Origin of the sequence: Neobacillus niacini NBRC 15566, assembly GCF_001591505.1 — a bacterium.
Lineage (GTDB): Bacteria > Bacillota > Bacilli > Bacillales > Cytobacillaceae > Neobacillus > Neobacillus niacini.
On sequence record NZ_BCVA01000033.1, the window covers coordinates 50,652 to 68,802 of the forward strand.

The 18,151-nt window shown below is 37.7% G+C and carries 18 protein-coding genes and 1 riboswitch; of the genes, 7 read left to right on the forward strand and 11 right to left on the reverse strand.

Going from position 1 to position 18,151, the window contains the following annotated elements; all coding sequences use genetic code 11:
• Positions 1 to 32: 32 nt before the first annotated feature.
• Positions 33 to 168: riboswitch (cyclic di-AMP (ydaO/yuaA leader) on the reverse strand.
• A gap of 159 nt (positions 169 to 327) precedes the next feature.
• Positions 328 to 1,050, reverse strand: a complete 723-nt coding sequence (locus BANA01_RS20375) for a polysaccharide deacetylase family protein (protein ID WP_063254474.1) — start codon at positions 1,048 to 1,050, stop codon at positions 328 to 330.
• Between the two features lie 119 nt (positions 1,051 to 1,169).
• Between BANA01_RS20375 and BANA01_RS20380 the strand changes: the two genes are divergently transcribed.
• The 3 genes from BANA01_RS20380 to BANA01_RS20390 all read left to right on the forward strand — a co-directional run bounded on the left by BANA01_RS20380 (position 1,170) and on the right by BANA01_RS20390 (position 3,704).
• Positions 1,170 to 1,958, forward strand: coding sequence for an HAD family hydrolase (locus BANA01_RS20380; RefSeq protein WP_063254476.1), 789 nt, complete (start codon positions 1,170 to 1,172; stop codon positions 1,956 to 1,958).
• Positions 1,959 to 2,130: 172 nt separating this feature from the next.
• On the forward strand, positions 2,131 to 3,129 hold the full coding sequence (locus BANA01_RS20385) for a MerR family transcriptional regulator (RefSeq protein WP_063254478.1): 999 nt from the start codon (positions 2,131 to 2,133) through the stop codon (positions 3,127 to 3,129).
• A gap of 50 nt (positions 3,130 to 3,179) precedes the next feature.
• Positions 3,180 to 3,704, forward strand: a complete 525-nt coding sequence (locus tag BANA01_RS20390) for a MerR family transcriptional regulator (protein ID WP_063254479.1) — start codon at positions 3,180 to 3,182, stop codon at positions 3,702 to 3,704.
• 35 nt (positions 3,705 to 3,739) lie between these two features.
• Here BANA01_RS20390 and BANA01_RS20395 read toward each other — a convergent pair whose 3' ends face one another.
• Positions 3,740 to 4,714 carry an acyltransferase family protein gene (locus tag BANA01_RS20395; RefSeq protein WP_063254481.1) on the reverse strand — a complete coding sequence of 325 codons (975 nt, stop codon included), beginning with the start codon at positions 4,712 to 4,714 and terminating at the stop codon, positions 3,740 to 3,742.
• A 278-nt stretch (positions 4,715 to 4,992) separates the two neighbouring features.
• Here BANA01_RS20395 and BANA01_RS20400 point away from each other — a divergent pair, with 278 nt between their 5' ends.
• Positions 4,993 to 5,979 (forward strand): NAD(P)H-dependent flavin oxidoreductase, encoded by a 987-nt coding sequence (locus BANA01_RS20400; protein ID WP_174524437.1) that lies wholly within the window; start codon positions 4,993 to 4,995, stop codon positions 5,977 to 5,979.
• A 32-nt stretch (positions 5,980 to 6,011) separates the two neighbouring features.
• Here BANA01_RS20400 and BANA01_RS20405 read toward each other — a convergent pair whose 3' ends face one another.
• Entirely contained in the window at positions 6,012 to 6,497 is a 486-nt protein-coding gene (locus BANA01_RS20405; protein ID WP_063254484.1) for a nitroreductase family protein, read from the reverse strand.
• Between the two features lie 178 nt (positions 6,498 to 6,675).
• Positions 6,676 to 7,401: a M50 family metallopeptidase gene (locus BANA01_RS20410; protein ID WP_235847194.1), complete on the reverse strand. Its 726-nt coding sequence runs from the start codon at positions 7,399 to 7,401 to the stop codon at positions 6,676 to 6,678.
• Positions 7,402 to 7,604: 203 nt separating this feature from the next.
• On the opposite strand from BANA01_RS20410, the gene BANA01_RS20415 reads away from it, so the two are divergent.
• Both BANA01_RS20415 and BANA01_RS20420 read left to right on the forward strand, forming a co-directional pair.
• Complete coding sequence (locus tag BANA01_RS20415; RefSeq protein ID WP_235847193.1) at positions 7,605 to 8,735, forward strand: ABC transporter ATP-binding protein; 1,131 nt, start codon at positions 7,605 to 7,607, stop codon at positions 8,733 to 8,735.
• Complete coding sequence (locus BANA01_RS20420) at positions 8,735 to 10,288, forward strand: ABC transporter permease/substrate-binding protein (protein WP_034675924.1); 1,554 nt, start codon at positions 8,735 to 8,737, stop codon at positions 10,286 to 10,288. Before BANA01_RS20415 ends, BANA01_RS20420 begins: the two co-directional genes overlap by 1 nt.
• A gap of 26 nt (positions 10,289 to 10,314) precedes the next feature.
• Here the strand turns inward: BANA01_RS20420 and BANA01_RS20425 are convergent, their stop codons facing one another.
• Positions 10,315 to 10,932 carry a GntR family transcriptional regulator gene (locus BANA01_RS20425; RefSeq protein WP_034675926.1) on the reverse strand — a complete coding sequence of 206 codons (618 nt, stop codon included), beginning with the start codon at positions 10,930 to 10,932 and terminating at the stop codon, positions 10,315 to 10,317.
• A 193-nt stretch (positions 10,933 to 11,125) separates the two neighbouring features.
• Here BANA01_RS20425 and BANA01_RS20430 point away from each other — a divergent pair, with 193 nt between their 5' ends.
• Positions 11,126 to 11,722, forward strand: coding sequence for a DUF2238 domain-containing protein (locus BANA01_RS20430; RefSeq protein WP_034675928.1), 597 nt, complete (start codon positions 11,126 to 11,128; stop codon positions 11,720 to 11,722).
• Between the two features lie 121 nt (positions 11,723 to 11,843).
• Here the strand turns inward: BANA01_RS20430 and BANA01_RS20435 are convergent, their stop codons facing one another.
• From BANA01_RS20435 to hppD, 6 genes are all read right to left on the reverse strand, one after another.
• On the reverse strand, positions 11,844 to 13,205 hold the full coding sequence (locus BANA01_RS20435) for an aspartate kinase (RefSeq protein WP_034675930.1): 1,362 nt from the start codon (positions 13,203 to 13,205) through the stop codon (positions 11,844 to 11,846).
• Between the two features lie 142 nt (positions 13,206 to 13,347).
• Positions 13,348 to 13,965, reverse strand: coding sequence for an NUDIX hydrolase (locus tag BANA01_RS20440; protein WP_034675932.1), 618 nt, complete (start codon positions 13,963 to 13,965; stop codon positions 13,348 to 13,350).
• A 134-nt stretch (positions 13,966 to 14,099) separates the two neighbouring features.
• Positions 14,100 to 15,257 (reverse strand): homogentisate 1,2-dioxygenase, encoded by a 1,158-nt coding sequence (locus BANA01_RS20445; RefSeq protein WP_034675935.1) that lies wholly within the window; start codon positions 15,255 to 15,257, stop codon positions 14,100 to 14,102.
• A gap of 4 nt (positions 15,258 to 15,261) precedes the next feature.
• On the reverse strand, positions 15,262 to 16,188 hold the full coding sequence (locus tag BANA01_RS20450; protein ID WP_034675937.1) for a fumarylacetoacetate hydrolase family protein: 927 nt from the start codon (positions 16,186 to 16,188) through the stop codon (positions 15,262 to 15,264).
• Between the two features lie 16 nt (positions 16,189 to 16,204).
• Complete coding sequence (locus tag BANA01_RS20455; protein WP_034675938.1) at positions 16,205 to 16,813, reverse strand: flavin reductase family protein; 609 nt, start codon at positions 16,811 to 16,813, stop codon at positions 16,205 to 16,207.
• Between the two features lie 79 nt (positions 16,814 to 16,892).
• Positions 16,893 to 18,008 (reverse strand): 4-hydroxyphenylpyruvate dioxygenase, encoded by a 1,116-nt coding sequence (hppD, locus tag BANA01_RS20460; protein ID WP_034675941.1) that lies wholly within the window; start codon positions 18,006 to 18,008, stop codon positions 16,893 to 16,895.
• Positions 18,009 to 18,151 lie beyond the last annotated feature (143 nt).

Below are 18,151 nucleotides of genomic sequence, written 5' to 3' on the forward strand. Positions count from 1 at the left end.
AAACAAAAAAGCCCCTGTACTTGGCGGTCTATGACCTCCTTCGCTTTAGCCGACGAAGTTAGCTGACGGGTAGGATGGCGAAAGACAGTCTCATCCTTTCTACTTTGTAGAATTAACCCCTGATTAGTGGTTCCTCCGTACCCATTTGGGTTTTGGCCGACATATAGGATTTCGTGTGGATTATGACGATAATTTTATCTTCAACCTGATTCATTGTAAAGAGGAATATTTACGTAAATTCACTCGCAAGTCTCCAATTTAAACTAAAAACACTCAGTTTTCTATCGATTGCTCATGAATCATCACTATTTGGTGCTTGTTTGACCATTATTTAACCATAGCAGCAAACTCTTCGAGAGTGGTAGAATACTTTACATACACACGTGGAAGGTAAAAAAGCTCGTATTTAAGCCCCTTCTTGGTAAATAGTTCTGGTGTTGTAGTTAATCCAAATGAATAATATTTCTTCACTTCAGAAGTCACTCGATCATTAACGTTTCCATATGGATATGCGAGAGCAATGACAGGTTTTCCAGTAATTCTCTCAATTTTTTCCTTTGATCCCTTTAATTCATATTGAAGATTATCTGACTTTGTCAAATCAGGATGTGTAGCTGTGTGGGACTGAACAGATATAATACCGGATGCTGCCATCACTTTTAACTCAGACTGAGATAATCGATTGGAAAGACCAATAAAATCAGAAATGACAAAAAAGGTCGCTGACGGCTTAAATTGGTTATCTTTTAGTTTTTGAAGGATTTCAAATGCATGTTGATTATTCTTATAACCATCATCAAATGTTATAAAAATAGGTTTGTTATACTTCCCAATATCGTTCCATCTCTCAAATGTTAATAAAGTATATCCTTTATTTTTCAAATAAAGCATTTGTTTTTCGAAATTCTCTGGTGTTACAAATAACTCCTTCGATCCTAGACCCTTATATTCATTAATTGAATGGTAAATTAAAATTGGTACCTTCTGCTGTGCTAATGCATGCCCCGGAAGGCTAATAAAAAACAGAAAAAAGATTATATTTCTTAACATAACTGTTAGATCCACCTTTTTGCCGAAGTTGTCTGGTACTATTATTCCCTCTAGGATTATTTTATCTATAAGTTATAAATGGTAAACTAAAAAACATACATCAAAAAAGGAGCATGACAATGTCTAAATATAAAGTTTTATTTTTAGATATTGATGGAACCATCATCAAGTCTGATGATTCCATTGATAAAACTACCATCACAGCGATTCAGCAGGCTCAAAAAGTCGGGATAGAGGTTTTCCTAGCAACAGGCAGACCCTTACACGAAATAAGAGAGCTTGCAGATCTGTTAAAGGTTAACTCACTTATCGGGTATAATGGTGCTTTCGCCATTTATCAAGGTAAGGACCTCTTCCGGGAACCGATGAAAAAGGAAAGTGTTAAACAATTCATTGACATAGCGAAAAAGTATCAACATGAACTGGTTTTCTATACCAAGGATCAAAATATATTCACTGACCTAGAAGCAGATTGTGTGAAAGAATTTATCGTGAAGTTCCATTTACATAAAAACGACACTTACTTACCAACAAACGATTATGAGGTTCTTGGAATGACCTTAATAAACGTAGAATCTGAGGAAATAGCTTTATATAAAATGGAAGATGAAATTCACTTATCGCAAGTAAACCTTGAAGGAATGCGACATTGTTATGATGTCATTAGAGACAAAGTCAATAAAGGGATTGCCGTTCAGTACATACTTGAGCATCTGGGTCTTTCAAAGGAAAGTGCTATTGCGTTTGGAGACGGCTTAAATGATAAAGAAATGCTGATGAGTGTCGGTGAAGGGTTTGCGATGGGAAATGGTCATCCTGACCTCTTTCAATATGTGAAACATAAAACTACAACCGTAAATGATTCAGGAATTTTTAACGGATTAAAAACCCTAGGGATTGTTGAATAAACAAAAGCTGTGCATTGCGCACAGCTTTTTTTGCATAAATTTGTTGGTATTTCGTGTTATACGTCTTGTTTTGATAGCTTTTGTCACTCTGCAGGAAAATGAGGGGTTTCATAGAGAATTTACTATCAAGAGCTATTTTTCCGTAAATTAGATAGAAGGGATTTGAATACTTATGAGAACTTTCACTTTAAAGGAAGTTTCCAAAAAAATAAATGTTAAACCTGCTACATTAAAGAAATGGGAAGAAGAACTTGAAGAATTTTTAGATATTCCCCGTACCAAACAAGGAGCTAGAATTTATTCACAAGTAGAAATAGATTTACTTTTAGAAATTAAAGAACTGCATGATAAAAAACTAAATACGACGATGATTTTACAAACCTTGCGTGGTGAAACTGATATTGAAAACATAATTTCTGAACTGAAAGATGAAATATATCTTCCTAAAGATATAGCTGATGAATTTGATGAAGAACTTTCCCAATTCGAAGAAGATGTTTCTGAAGGTGCAGTAGAAATTTCTGAACCGATAGAAGAAATTTCCGGGCCAGAAGTCCCAGAGTTGGCAATTGCTGCCCAAGAACGAACTCCTGTACCGAATGAGGAGCTTGCCATTAAAAATGCCGAAGAATTTTTCGTGGCTATGGATCACTATAAACAAACTTTCTTAAATGAAGTAAAAGAGGAAATAAGAAATGTTCTCCGAAAGGAAGTCGTTGAAGAGGTAAAAAAGGAAATTGCAGACGGCGCACATTATACGGTTAATACTCTTTCTGAATCAATTACCAGGTCCACAGAAACAACCAAAGCTGAATTTCAACACCTATCTGGCCATCTAGAAAAAAATGCAGAACAGACAACCGATAGACTGCTTTATTTATCAAAAAGTATCGTCAATGCCTCTCACGAAACTTCAGAAGAGATTTATACGCTATCAAAGCAATTATCTCAATCCACAGAAGAACTGGCGCATTATGTAGATATTACAAATACAGAAATCTTTAACCTAACGGAAGTGATTGAAATCGACCGTTTTGAGCGTGGCAAAGAACGAGACCAATTCCGCCATGAAATTACTCAAAGAGAAGCAGCCTTTCAGGATTTGTTAACAAGTTTTCGAGATGTGGCCGCGGCAAAAGAGAAGAAATGGTGGAAATTTTGGGAGTCATAGAGTATTGACACTTGCTGCTTTAGTCAAATTTTTAAGCGGGAGGAATGATGATGAATACTAACCAAGTTGCAAAATTATTAGGGGTATCAGCTAGTACCATACAGCGATGGGTAAAACAGCTAGAACTGCCGATGGAACGGAATGAGCGAGGACATTATCATTTTAATAATGAGGATATACAACTTCTAAAAAATATTAAGACACAAATCCAAAATGGAACTTTGCTTCAAGAAATTGCTCCAGTACAAGAAAAGAAAGTTAGGAAAGGAACAGTAAAAGCAATGGAAAGCAATGCTGAACTTGAAAGATTGTATTCCATTGTCAGTGAACTAGAAGCAAAGGTGAATTCAAAAGCAGACTCTGTTGCCTCCTATCAGCTGCTCCAGCACCGTAGAGAAATAGAAGAATTACAAAGTCAAGTTATAGACTTAACGAAACACGTGAAATCCCTAGAGTCACAGCTTCATGAGATTCAGAAAATCACCCTGCCAGAAAAACCACTATCCTTGGAACAAGGGAACCTTAATCGAAAAAAGAAGACATTTGTTAGTTCGTTATTTGGATTTTTAGGATAGAAAAAAGCCGAATGTGTTGTGAAACACACTCGGCTTTATATTTTCAACTCGACAAGCGGCCGGGTATATTTTTTTATCATATAACTTCCCAGAACCATACAAACCATGAAGGAGAAGGCTAATAGGAATAAATAACTTTCTGTGAAGGCGTTCGGTAATATGGCTTGAATAGATTTAATAATAAACCCATGGAATAAATAAACATATAGCGTTCTTTCACCAATTTTAGTTATCCGATACTGATTAGAAGGGATTAACGGCAAGAAGCCAAACACTACAATTAACGTTAAACCATATTGCATTGCACGCAGCAACCCATCACTAAGCTGCATTCCTCCCATATTTTCATACGAGGTATCTCCTAACAGCCACGGGACGGCATCCTGAGGAAACCTAAATCCAAAAAATAGAAACGTCATGGAAATAATGACCACTCCAGCTGGAACCGCAAATTTCGCCCCTATGATCCGTTTTAGGTGGTCCCCATTTAATAAGAACCCTAAAAGGAAATAAGGAAAGAAAACAAAGGTCCGAGATATACTCATAAAACTACCTGCAGCCTCGAAATAACCTACTGTGATTCCAAGTATTACAGCAAACAACAATCCAACCCATTTCAATCTTGCAAACACATAAAGTAATAAATTCCAAAAGAATAAACTTAATAAAAACCACAATGACCAATGCGGCTGGAACAAATCAAATTCAAGTGTTTTTTCCTTTCCCACTAGAAAGTAAAAAACAGAATAGATGATTTGAAAAATAAAATAAGGAACCAAGATTTTTTGAAAAGTTTTCAGCAAGTACCCTTTCTTTTTATACCCTTTAGCGAAATAGCCGGATATCATAATAAATGCTGGCATGTGAAAAAGAAAGATCACCGTATATAAGGTAAATAAAACTTTATCCTGTTCCTTATACGGGCTAATCATATGCCCGAAAACAACAAGAAAAATTAATATAAATTTGGCATTATCAAAATATTTACTCCTGCTTGTTGCGGAAGCCATTCTATCCCTCCTTTAAATTTTCACACAAAGTTATATTGGAAAAATTCCACACCTATTTTACACTATTTTACCCTATTAATGTTACAAAGACATTGAATAAAAGTTACTTTCTGTTTCGAGTAAATTACAATTTCAAAATAATAATAGTAATGTCCTATGCTTTTATAACTATTTGGTAATATATTCTATAACCTACTTTTATGACCTGATGATAAAAATCACATACACAAATGAGAATTGGTGGTAATATGCAGAGTAAGTTCTAAATTCTTAAATAAATGAAATGGGGTTATAAATTGAATTTTCCACAATTAAAAATTGCACATATTATGCCAAAGGTACCCATTTTCCAAGGCGGTATGGGAGTCGGTATTTCATTAAGCAAATTAGCTTCAGCCGTAGCAAATGCTGGCGGTGTTGGAATCATTTCAGGTACTGGTATTTCAACGGATGAAATGCGCGAACATATTAGAAAAGCAAAAAGTTTAGTCCAAGATGCCGGATATATCGGCGTAAATGTATTGTTCGCAATGAATGATTTTGCAGAAAAGATGAAAGCAGCACTTGAAGAAAAGGTGGATTTTATTATTTCCGGAGCAGGCATTTCAAGGGATATGTACGCTTGGGGGAGACAGGCTGGCATTCCTGTCATTTCAATTGTTTCTTCAGCTAAATTAGCAAGAATTTCAGAAAGACTTGGAGCTGCAGCTGTAGTGGTGGAGGGATTTGAAGCTGGTGGACATCTTGGTACGGACAGACCAATGTTTGATATTCTTCCTGAGGTAGTGGAAGCTGTTTCCATCCCTGTCCTAGCCGCTGGTGGAATCATGACGGGCGAAGATATTGCGAAAGCTATTTCCATGGGTGCTGCTGGGGTTCAAATGGGAACAAGGTTTGTAGCCAGTGAGGAATGTGACGCTCCTAATTCATTCAAACAGAAATATGTGGACGCTCGAAAGGAAGATACAGCTCTCGTTAAAACAACAGTAGGTTTGCATGGAAGAGTGATCGTTAATAACTTTGCAAAATTGATAAGCGGTACCGACAAATTAAAAATTGCCAAGTGCCATGATTGTTTGAAAAATTGCTCTTATCGCTTCTGTACCCTTGATTCCCTGCTTACAAGCATGGGAGGAGATGTCGAAAATGGACTTGTCTTTGCTGGTGCAAGAGTAGATGAAATCAAGGATATTCTACCCGTACAACAAATTATTAATAATCTTACATTGGAATATCAAAATGCCGTTAAGAGACAATACGCCTAATGAAAAAAGACAACCAGTCGGTTGTCTTTTTTCTAAGGTAAATTTGTTATTTTATTCTGGATTGATGTTCTTGGTTTTGGGTCTGGTACAATCTCGGGATACCCAATTCCGATTACACCAATGAGGTCATAATTGTCAGGAACTCCTAGAACTTGGCGGTTTTTTGCTGTTATTCCAATTGATGACCAGAATGTTCCTACCCCTTCAGACCAGGCTGCTAAATTAAAGTTTTGCACAAAACAAGCTGTTGCTAACGCGTTTTCCTCTTTTTCAACTAAGGTTGCTCCATGTTTGGATAATACAGCCATTAGTACAGGTGCATTCCCAAAATTCGTCTTATGATTCAGTTTTGCCCTTGTATCTTGACCTATAAAGTACATTTCCCACGGTTCAGTCATTCGGTGATTTGGAGCCATTGTAGCTGCCTCCAGCCAGGAATAGATTAAGTCTAGTTGAACAGCTTCAGATTTGAACTTTTTAATATTCCTGCGGCTTTTTATGATATCAAGGATATCCATTATAGCCCTCTCCTTTATAAATATAATTAAAGTCATTTTTTCACATTAATCTATCCTATGTTCTATCCATTTTCTTATTACTATTAATGTAGAGAATGCTCGCCAATCTGAACTGCACCTCCATTATTAGTTTAGTGTCTAATAAGTTGGGGGCGGTTCAATCCGGCGGGCTTTTTGGTTAGTATTCTTTTGTTCCATCCAGCGGATAATTATGCTGTATTACACCCTCTCCTAAGCGGAATAAGCCCTTTATAAAACTTAGAAAAATGAAAAAAATTGATTGGGCAAAGAAGAAAATCCCCCATCCTTGAGCTGGAATAAACCCCGTTAATTGTGATAAGTTGGTTGCGTCTCCTGCTGCATGCGGCTGAATCAAACTGATGACGAAGATATCATATGCTGTACTGACAGATTCCACTAATAATACAGAAGCAATTAACAACACTATATTGTGGATTACCTCTTTACTTCCTTTAATAAGTAATCCTAGAAACAAAAGTCCGAACGATGCGAGCCAAAATAAACCATATGGGTTACGCACCCAAACTATCAAATTTATTACGATGACTCCTAATAGCATATCGATAAAAAGTATATTTTTTTTCATTTTAATTAACCAAAACGATACAAATGCGATTAACGAAGCGATTGTATACCCTGCCGCACAAGTAATAAAATTGATAATCCAAATCGATTCTGTTCCATGTGTTATTCCGTCTGCATTCATGTACAATGAAATCGACTCTATATTACCCCCAAATAAAGCCATAAATGCGTGACCAGATTCATGGATCACCGTATTTATGATTCTAAAATAATCACCAATTATCGGTATTTGTAATAAAACGAATGCCAACCCAATGAAGAGGAAAAATTTCATATTAAGTTTTTCTTTTAAAAACACCAATTTACTTCCCCTCATTTCATCCAATTTGCCTATTTTATTACCATTTTAACACCTTTCTTTATATTCTGAAAATTTTTACACTCCACTACTTTTTTGCAACAAAGTGAGCTTCGGAAAGAACAAGTATTCGACAAATCAACAACTTCTATGTTAACATTAGGTTGTTGAAAATTACGTACAATGATTTTTTCTAAGGAGGAATGACTTTGATTGAGTTTAAAAACATAGTCAAGAAATACAGAAATAAAACGATTATTAAGCCCTTCTCTATTGATATCGACGCAGGTCAATTAGTTGTTTTTATCGGACCCAGCGGATGCGGAAAAACCACATTACTGAAAATGATCAACAAATTAATCCAGCCATCTGCAGGTAAGATTTTTGTTAATGGTAATGATATTTCCAGAATAGATGCCATCGAGCTAAGAAGAAATATCGGCTACGTCATTCAAAATACCGGTCTCTTCCCTCATATGTCGATTAGAGAGAATTTGGAATTAATCCCAAAACTTAAAGGTGAAGACCCCGCTAAAATTGCTAAAAAAACAGAGGAACTACTCCAGGTAGTTGGATTAAACCCTGCTGAATATTTAGACCGATTTCCAAAGGAATTAAGTGGTGGTCAACAGCAAAGGGTCGGGGTAGCAAGAGCCTTTTCAACGGATTCAGATATTATCTTAATGGATGAGCCCTTTAGTGCATTGGACCCTGTGACAAGGAACTCACTTCAAGACGAACTTGTTCAAATGCAAAAGGAGCTTAACAAAACCATCATTTTCGTCACCCACGATATGGACGAAGCGATTAAAATAGCGGATAAGATTTGTATTTTAAAAGATGGTGATATTCTACAATTTGACACCCCTGAAAATATTCTCAAGAATCCAGCAAATGAATTTGTCGAAGGATTTATCGGGAAACGACGAGTTTGGAATAACCCTGAATTACTAATGGCTGAAGATATTATGATACCTAACCCTGTAAAAATCACTACGAAGCGAACCGTATTACAGGCAATCGAAATCATGAAAGCGAATAAGGTCGACAGCTTAATGGTGACGGACAAAAATAATATATTAATAGGTTTGGTAACCTTAAAAGGAATCCAATTACTAAACCGTAATTCGGAGATTGATAGTGTTATGGAGAAAAATGTTCTAGCTGTTTCCGAGGATCATAACTTAATTTCCATTCTGGCAACGATGAATGAACATAAAATTGGCTATGTGCCGGTTATCAATCATTCGAAGCAATTAACTGGACTCATCACGAGAAGCAGTATTTTATCGGCTTTAAGCAGCCAACTAATTGATTTGGAGGTGGCCTTTTAATGGGTGATTTTTATAATTATTTAAGTTCGAACTATGAACAGATTATTAATTTATTAGGTCAACATATTTATTTGAGTATTATTTCCGTCTTAATAGCAGTTATTATAGGTATTCCGCTTGGCATTTTAATTTCAAGAGAACCAAAGCTTTCAAAGCCAATCATCGGTACAACGAACGTCATTCAGGCAGTACCAAGTTTAGCCTTACTAGGATTCTTAATACCCTTTATTGGTATTGGAAGTACGCCTGCCATAGTCATGGTGGTTCTTTATTCCCTGCTTCCAATCGTAAAAAACACCTATACAGGATTAACAAATATTGACGCAGACATTCTGGAAGCCGCCAAAGGTATCGGTCTGACCAAGAGTCAAACGATGAAAAAGGTTCAGCTGCCGCTAGCCTTTCCGATGATTATGGCGGGTATCAGAATTTCAGCCGTAACGGCTGTCGGTTTGATGACGATCGCAGCATTTGTTGGTGCAGGCGGTCTTGGTTACCTTGTGTTCTCTGGTGTACAAACCGTTGACAATTATATGATTCTCGCCGGAGCTATCCCTGCATGTATACTTGCCCTGCTGATTGACTTTGTGGTTGGTAAACTTGAAACATCATTTTCATATACGAATAAGCGAAAATCAGCAACGAAAACTAGTAAAAATGGAAAGCGTTTGGTAATCGCTGCTGCTTGTATTTTTGTAGTAGCTGTCGGAGCTTTCACCATTTATTCAAAAGCAAGCGCTGGGGATAAAATTGTGATTGGTTCTAAAAATTACAGTGAACAGCTGATTTTAGGTCATATGATGGCCGATTTAGTAGAAGGCAAGACAGATATTGAAGTAGAAAGAAAAATGAATCTAGGCGGCTCACAGGTAGCATTTAGTGCAATTAAAAATGGTGATGTAGATATGTATGTTGAATACACAGGAACGGGTCTTGTAAATATTCTTAATCAAAGCCCACAAAGCGACCCAGATCAGGTGTATGATTATGTAAAAAAAGAATTTAAAAATAAATATGGAATTGATATGTTAAAACCACTTGGATTCAATAACACCTATGCATTGGCGGTACGTCAAGATACGGCCCAACAATACAATTTAAACACTATATCAGACCTTGCTAAAGTAAGTGAAACAATGATTATGGGGCCAACCATCGAATTTCCAAATCGAGAAGATGGATTAATTGGACTTTCAAAAAACTATAATTTAAACTTTAAAGAAGTTAAGGCAGTAGACGGAGGATTGCGTTACACCGCTCTTGACAATCATAAAAGTGATGTTATCGATGCCTTTTCTACGGACGGATTAATTGAGGAATTTGGACTGAAAGTGTTAGAGGACGATAAAAACTTCTTCCCTCCTTATTATGCAGTACCAATTGTGAAAGAAGAGACATTAAAGGAATATCCAGAACTTAAAGAAGCACTTAATTCCCTTGCTGGCAAACTTACTGATGATAAAATGAGAGCACTTAATTACAAAGTTGACAGCCTCAAGCAATCACCAAGAAAAGTGGCGACAGATTTCCTAAAAGAAGAAGGGTTATTGTAGAAAAAAGCCGGCGCTGCCGGCTTTTTTTAATCCTCCATAAAATGGACAACTCTCTCATAAGTTTCATCATCACCAATAATAAGAAGTACATCCCCCTCTAAAATCAGTGCATATGGCCCTGGGGAGATTATCAATTCACCTTGTCTCTTCATTCCAATAACTGTGCCCCCAGTGTTTTGCCAAAATTTCACCTCTGAAATCGTTTGACCAATATGTACACAGCCGGGCAATACCTCTACCTCAATCGGTGCTAATGGATTGGTATGCCGAAGCTTTGTTGAATAATCCATGATTTTTCGAACAGAATCAAATAGCTGCTCATCAATTTTCTCTCTCTCAACTATAAGAGAGTTTATCTCTTTTTCAAGATCCTTAATACTCGCCAAATTCGAAAATCGATGAATATATTTATAGGCATTCTCCCGCGAGGAAATGACAATCCCGCTGCCTTTTGTCGATTTAACAATCTCCACATCTTCTAATATCTTGATTGCTCTTCTCACCGTCTCTGGTGAAACCTTATATTCACTTGCCAATGTCGATCTCCCGTGAATTTTTTCCCCTACTTTAAATTTCCCATCGTAAATGCGATTTGCTAAATCAATTGCTATCCGCTCATAAGTTGGTATTTGTGCCCTCTGCATATATTCCTCCACGAAACTGCGTCCATGATATTTTATATTTACACTATACGCTAAAAATAGTGTCGAAGCGAATTGGAAGACAAACATAGAAAAGAATCTCCAGTTCCCTTTTCTTTCTTTTTGAAAATTTTGGGTGAGGTAGCCAAGAAATGGTTATAATCTTAATATCCGCATTCTACCTGAGGTGAAATGAATGAATCGAAAGCTTGTCCTTTTACTAAGTATTCTCTATATTGCATTTATGGCTATCCTATTTTTTCATTATCGCTCGGAAGGCGAATCTTTTAAATCAACCGTTGCCATCGGCGGAATGTTTTGTGGAGCTGTTCCATTTCTCTTAGCCCTATTCACAAAGCTCCAGTTCAATTTACCCATTGTTATTTCCTATTTACTTTTCTTGGTTGGATCACAATATTTCGGATCTATCCGGGGGTGGTATAGCCTTGGCTGGTGGGATACCTTCCTACATTTCCTTAGTGGTGCCATTCTTGCGTTTTCTGGAATTGCACTGTATGAACGATTGGTTCATCGAGATGCTGAGGTGGAAATATCCCCTTGGATCATCTTCCTTTTCACCTTATCCTTTGCCGCTTTAGGCGGTGTGATATGGGAAATCTATGAGTTTAGCTCTGATCAATTTTTCAATATGACGTTGCAAGGCGGGGGTAACGACGATACCATGGTTGATTTAATCTCTGATACAGGAGGCGGGCTTATCATTGCCGTCTGGGCTGGGGTACGAACAAAAATTAAATTAAGGAAAAGTCATCATCGTCCTCAGTTATCATAATCGATTTCTGTACGATGATATAGTTGGATTAACAGCGATATATGATAAAAACTGAAGCAAGGAACAAATCTACAACAAAAAAAAGCAGTCTAAAATTTAATTTAGAGCTGCTTTCTCCATTTTATACGGGTACTGCCGCAAAAAACTCATCGTATAGAGCTTGAACGGCTCTTTTTTCATCCACTTGTTTTACACCGAACATCATACTAACCTCAGATGAACCTTGGTTAATCATTTCAATATTCACTTCTACCTTCGCTAACGCTTTAGATGCGCGTGCCATTGTTCCGACATTCCGGCGCATTCCTTCACCTACCACCATAATCAGTGAAAGGCTATGCTGGACTCTTACCTCGTCAGCATGTAACTCTGACTCTATTCTCCAGATAATTTCATTTTCCATGTCAGGGTCAAGCTGAGCTTCTCTCAGAATGACAGATACATCATCAATCCCCGAAGGTGTGTGTTCATATGACAATCCATACTCTTCCAAAATACTCAAAAGCTTTCGCCCAAACCCAATTTCTCTATTCATTAAGTATTTGCTAACGTAAATGCTGCAGAACCCTTTGTCACTCGCTATTCCTACGACAGGTCCATTCGTATTATCACGTGAATACACAATTCGTGTTCCTGGTGCAACTGGATTATTCGTGTTCTTAATCTGCACAGGGATACCTGCACGAAAAGCCGGTACAAGTGCCTCGTCATGAAGCACTGAAAATCCTGCATAAGATAATTCTCGCATTTCGCGGTAGGTTAACTCTTTTATTTCCTTGGGATTATATACAAGATTTGGATTAACAGAAAATACAGCGTCCACATCCGTAAAATTCTCATATAGAGTCGCTTTAATCCCGTTGGCTAAAATCGAACCAGTTATATCGGAACCACTTCGTGAGAACGTAAAAACTTCACCTTGTTTGCTATAGCCGAAAAATCCTGGAAAAATGATGATTCCTGGAATTTTACGTAATGAGTATAACTTCTCATACGATTCTGGTAGTACCTGTGCATTACCTGGTTCATCACTTACAAGCAAACCTGCTTCCCTTGGATTTATATACGTTGCCTCTACGCCCTGCTCCCTAAAGTATGCCGCTACTAATTTCGCATTATTATCCTCTCCGCTTGCTTTTATAAGATCCATAAAGCGGTCTGGCTTACTGCGGTCTCCATTTAATCTCTCTGATAAATCGTGATGTATTTCACTAATTATCTCATTAGGGAGAGCTAACTCTGCTGCAATGGAGGCATACCTGGAAATAACGGCGTTTAACTTTTCCTCTGGATTGCTATCTTGCAAACATAACTCAGCGCACTCAATCAACAAGTCCGTTACCTTCTCATCTCCAGCAAACCTCTTTCCAGGAGCAGAAACAACCACTACTTTCCGCTCAGTATCGGACATCACAATCCGAAAAACTTTTTCGACTTGTTCTCCTGACGCTAAAGAGGATCCACCAAACTTTACTACCTTCATCACAACATCACCTATCCCAAAAAGTATAATCTTAATTTTAATCCTATTCAGAAAATAATCAAGTGTTTTTTTCTTCCTCTAAAAGACATTTGTATTTCTGAGAAGGACAAAAACCAGTGAAAATTATCCATTGGGATAATTTTCACTGGTTTAATATATCGATAAAATGGGAAAGGATTTTTGCTGTAAGCCCCCAAATCGCCTTCTCTTCATAAAGATAAAAGTATTCATCGATTGCGCGAGTCCGCCAATTGTAATTCTCACCACCAACAATTAAATCAAACGGAAAGTTTTCCTCTGGCTCCACCTTAAAATTTATATGATAAATATCCGGATCATTTTCAATAAAATACGTTAAAGGTACTGTAAAAATTTCTCCTACTTCTGCAGCATTGGGCTGTATCTTTTCTGGTTCTTTAATAATTGCTGCAAAAGGATAAATCATCATTCCAAAAGGGGAAATCATGAAGTCAAGTGGATATACCTCCGATAAGTTTTCTCTGTTTATTCCTAATTCTTCAATTGTTTCCCTAATTGCTGCATTTTTCTCATCTATATCCTCCGGGTCAATTCTGCCCCCTGGGAAACAAATTTCACCGGGCTGCCTCCGAAGCTGGAGGGAACGTACCTCAAACAAAACGTGAATCCCATCCTCTTTTTGGATAAGTGGTACCATTATTGAATATTTTGAGAATTTACCACTTCCTAAAATGTTGGGTGTATGATTTTTTAATTTCGATTGAACAGTTTCAAAATTCATGATTTTCACCTCCTATGTAAAAGTCTACATAACCATACTATCACTTACTATTTATATAATGCTTATCTTATTATTTTTATCTAACAAAAAACAACCCAATTTTTTATTATTGGATTGTTCTAAATAAATGATTGTTATTTTTCCACCCATGAAAACATATAATCTGGGTCCTCTATTAAATTTGCTGATTCAACAACTTTAAGCGGATGGAAAGTATCAATCATTACTGCTAGTTCCAATGTTTCTTTTTTTCCAATACTAGCTTCTGTCTTTCCGGGATGCGGACCATGTGGTATACCGCTTGGATGTAGAGTTATCGACTCCAACTGCACCCCTTTGCGGCTCATGAAATTTCCTTTAACATAGTAAAGAAGTTCGTCACTATTTACATTACTATGATAATACGGAGCGGGTATGGCTTCTGGATGATAATCAAACATTCTAGGAACAAACGAACAAACGACAAAATTATTCCCTTCGAAGGTTTGATGAACGGGAGGCGGCTGATGAACTCTTCCCGTTATTGGTTCAAAATCCTCCACATTAAGCGCCCAAGGGTAGAGGTATCCATCCCAACCGACGACGTCGAAAGGATGATGACCTACTATATGTGAATGAAGCGTTCCCCTTGATTTTGTTACAATTTCAAACTCACCTTTTTCATCAAAGGTCTCGAGTATTTCGGGTCCACGAAAATCGCGTTCACAGAATGGACTGTGCTCAAGCATTTGTCCATATTCATTTCGATACCTTCTTGGCGTTGTAATTTGGCTGAAGGATTCTATGAACAGTAACTTTGTATTTTCCTTCTTATCTGGAATCAATCGGTAAATGGTACCAATAGGGATTATTAGATAATCGCCTGCTCGATAAGATAAGGTCCCAAACATGGTCTCAAGTTTACCTGAGCCGTAGTGCACAAATATCATTTCATCTCCATCACCATTGCGGTAATAGCTTTTCATTGATTGATTTACAGAAGCTGTGCCGATTAATAAATCTTGATTTCCTAAAATATATTCTCTTGCTTCAAGAGCATCGCCTTTTTTTACAGTTTTGTTTGTTAAAAATAGACGGTGCTTTAACGATGTTTGTTCCTCATATTCTGGCAGGTAGCGCCTAATCAACTCTGCTCTCCGTACATCTGTTGGCATATGTTGGTGATAGAGAATCGATTGAGTCCCTGAAAAGCCGCGTGTACCCATTACCTGCTCACGAAAGAGACTTCCATCGTCTTTTTTAAACATGGTATGGCGTTTATGAGGAATCCTGCCCATTTGCCGGTAATACATGATTTCACCTCGTTTCAATAATGGGATTTTTTAACACCCCTAGTTTATCAATCTCTAATTCAACAACGTCACCTGGCTGAAGCCAGCGATGGACCTCTGTACCGAGTTCAAGGATACATCCGGTCCCGACTGTACCAGATCCTATCATCTCCCCTGGATAGAGAGTAACGCCCGCTGAGGCCCTCTCAATCATTTCACCGAAAGAATAGTAGATATCTTTCATATTTCCTTCAGAAAGTAGAATCCCATTAATCCTAGCCTTCATATTTATGTCAAAACCTTTACCCGATCTAAATGGTGCCATCTCGTCCTTGGTAACAATCCATGGTCCTATTGAGGTTGCAAAATCCTTTCCCTTTGCTGGACCTAATCCTACCTTCATTTCCTTTCTTTGAAGATCCCGTGCGCTCCAGTCATTAAGAATACAATAACCAAAAACATAATCTTCTGCTTCTTCAGCAGTGATATTTCTCCCCTGCTTTCCAATAATGCAAGCAACTTCAAGCTCATAATCCAGCCAATCACAATCAATAGGCTTCATAATCTTGTCCTCAGGACCCATAATCGCCAGATGATTTGAAAAATAAAAAACAGGAATTTGATACCATTCCGGAATCATTTTCAGACCCCTGTTCTCTCTGGCAGACTTCACATGCTGTTCAAATGCATAGAAATCACGGAAACTTTTTGGGTGTGGCAGTGGGGCCAATAACCTAATTTCATTTTGTGCATACACACCTCTATCACCTAAGGATAACTGTAAAAGACCCTCGGTTCTTTTCAAATTACTTTCACTATACTCAAGATATTCGATCATATTTCCTGGCAGTTTTCCGTTCGTAGCTTCATGCATATCTATAACCAAGTCAGAATCTAACAGCACTCCAGACCTTATATTTCCATCACTTTTTTCAAAGGTTACAAATCTCATATAGTCACCTAGTTTCCTATTTCCTAATAATATCGAACGTTTTCCCTAATGGATTGGTATAAGTATTCCCTGCCATTCTGCCAATAGGCTGCAGTTTTGCTGTATCAATTCTCCCATTCTGAAATAATTCATCTTCAACATGAATATTTAAAACTTTACCAATTACTAGACTCCCTGCGCCCGGCTTGTCACCAAAATCCAACACTTGATAGAGCTCACACTCCAAATGTACAAGTGATTCCTTTATGCGAGGGACCTTCACCTTAAGACTAGGTTCTTTTGTTAAACCTGCTTCGTCCAGCTCATCCACTTCAGGAGGAAATTCTATGGCACAATCATTCATCTGCTTCGCCATGTTTTCACTGACGATATTGATGACAAATTCCTTTGTTTTTTCTATATTCATGAGAGTATCTTTTTTTGCGCCATCCCTCCCCCTTCTCATTGGTGAAAAACAGATGAGCATAGGGTCCGCGCATATGGCAGTAAAGAAACTAAAAGGAGCAGCATTGGCGTTTCCGTTTTCGTCCATGGTTGACACAAATGCTATCGGACGTGGCAAAATAGAGCCAATTAGAAGCTTATATGCGTCTCTCCATTCAAGTGAGTCTGGTGACACTTCCATTCTTTACACCTCTTTCCTTTAAACTCTTGAAAAAAGGGAGAAACCTCCCCCTTTTTCCTTTTGTACTTACTCCTGCCCCTTATAAGTTTCCTCTTCGGGCCTGTTCTCTTTCGATCGATTCAAATAATGCCTTAAAGTTACCTTCACCAAATCCTCGTGCACCTTTACGCTGTATAATCTCGATGAATAATGTAGGTCTATCGACGATTGGCTTAGTGAATATTTGCAGCAAGTAGCCCTCATCATCACGATCAACTAAAATGTTTAATTCACGTAGCTTCTCAATTTCTTCATCAATTTTGCCGATTCGCTGCCCTAAATCCTCGTAATAGGTGCTTGGTGTATTTAAAAACTCTACTCCATTCTTTTTCAAGGTGGATACAGTTGAGACAATATCCTCCGTAAGAATCGCGAGGTGCTGTACACCAGGACCATTATAGAATTCTAAATACTCTTGAATTTGTGATTTGCGTTTCCCTTCAGCAGGTTCGTTAATTGGGAACTTGATTCTTCCTCCATTATGCATAACCTTCGACATTAACGCGGAATACTCGGTCGTAATATCCTTATCTGTAAAATGCTTCATCTCTACGAATCCCATTACTTTAGAATAATATTCTACCCATTCTTCCATACGCTCCACATTACCGACCACATGATCAATACCAATTAATCCTGCATCCTCAATCGGAAGGTAAACGGAATATGGCTGATAGCTAGGCATAAAAACACCTTTGTAATTCTTGCGTTCTACTAACGTATGGATAGTATCTCCATATGTACCGAGAACTGCTTTTTTAATGGTCCCCTTCTCATCCTTTAGCTCAAACGGAGGTACGAGGGCAATGCCGCCACGCTCTACTGCAGCACTATATGCCTTATCAACATCATCAACTAGTAGTGCAACATCTTTAACACCGTCACCATGATTTTTTACAAATTGAGCCGTACGAGTATCTTCTTTATAGGATCCTGTGAGGACTAAACGGATATTTCTTTGCTGGAGGACAAAGGAAACGGTTTCACGATTTCCCGTTTCAAGACCTGAGTAAGCTACCGGCTTAAACCCGAATGCTGTACAGAAAAAATGACAGGCTTGCTTCGCATTACCTGTGAAAATTTCGATATAGTCGACATCCCTAACAGGAAAAAAATCGTTTACAAGTTCTTCGGCTTTTAAGCGTTTTTCTTTCATTTATATTCCTCCTATTATCTTTTAATTAATAATATTCAGAATATATATTAAGTGATACTAACGTGTCCCATCAAGAGCAGGGGGTAAAGCAGTGACGCTTTTGTGTAACGAAGAAGGTCTGGTGATTTCCCCTCTCCACTTTA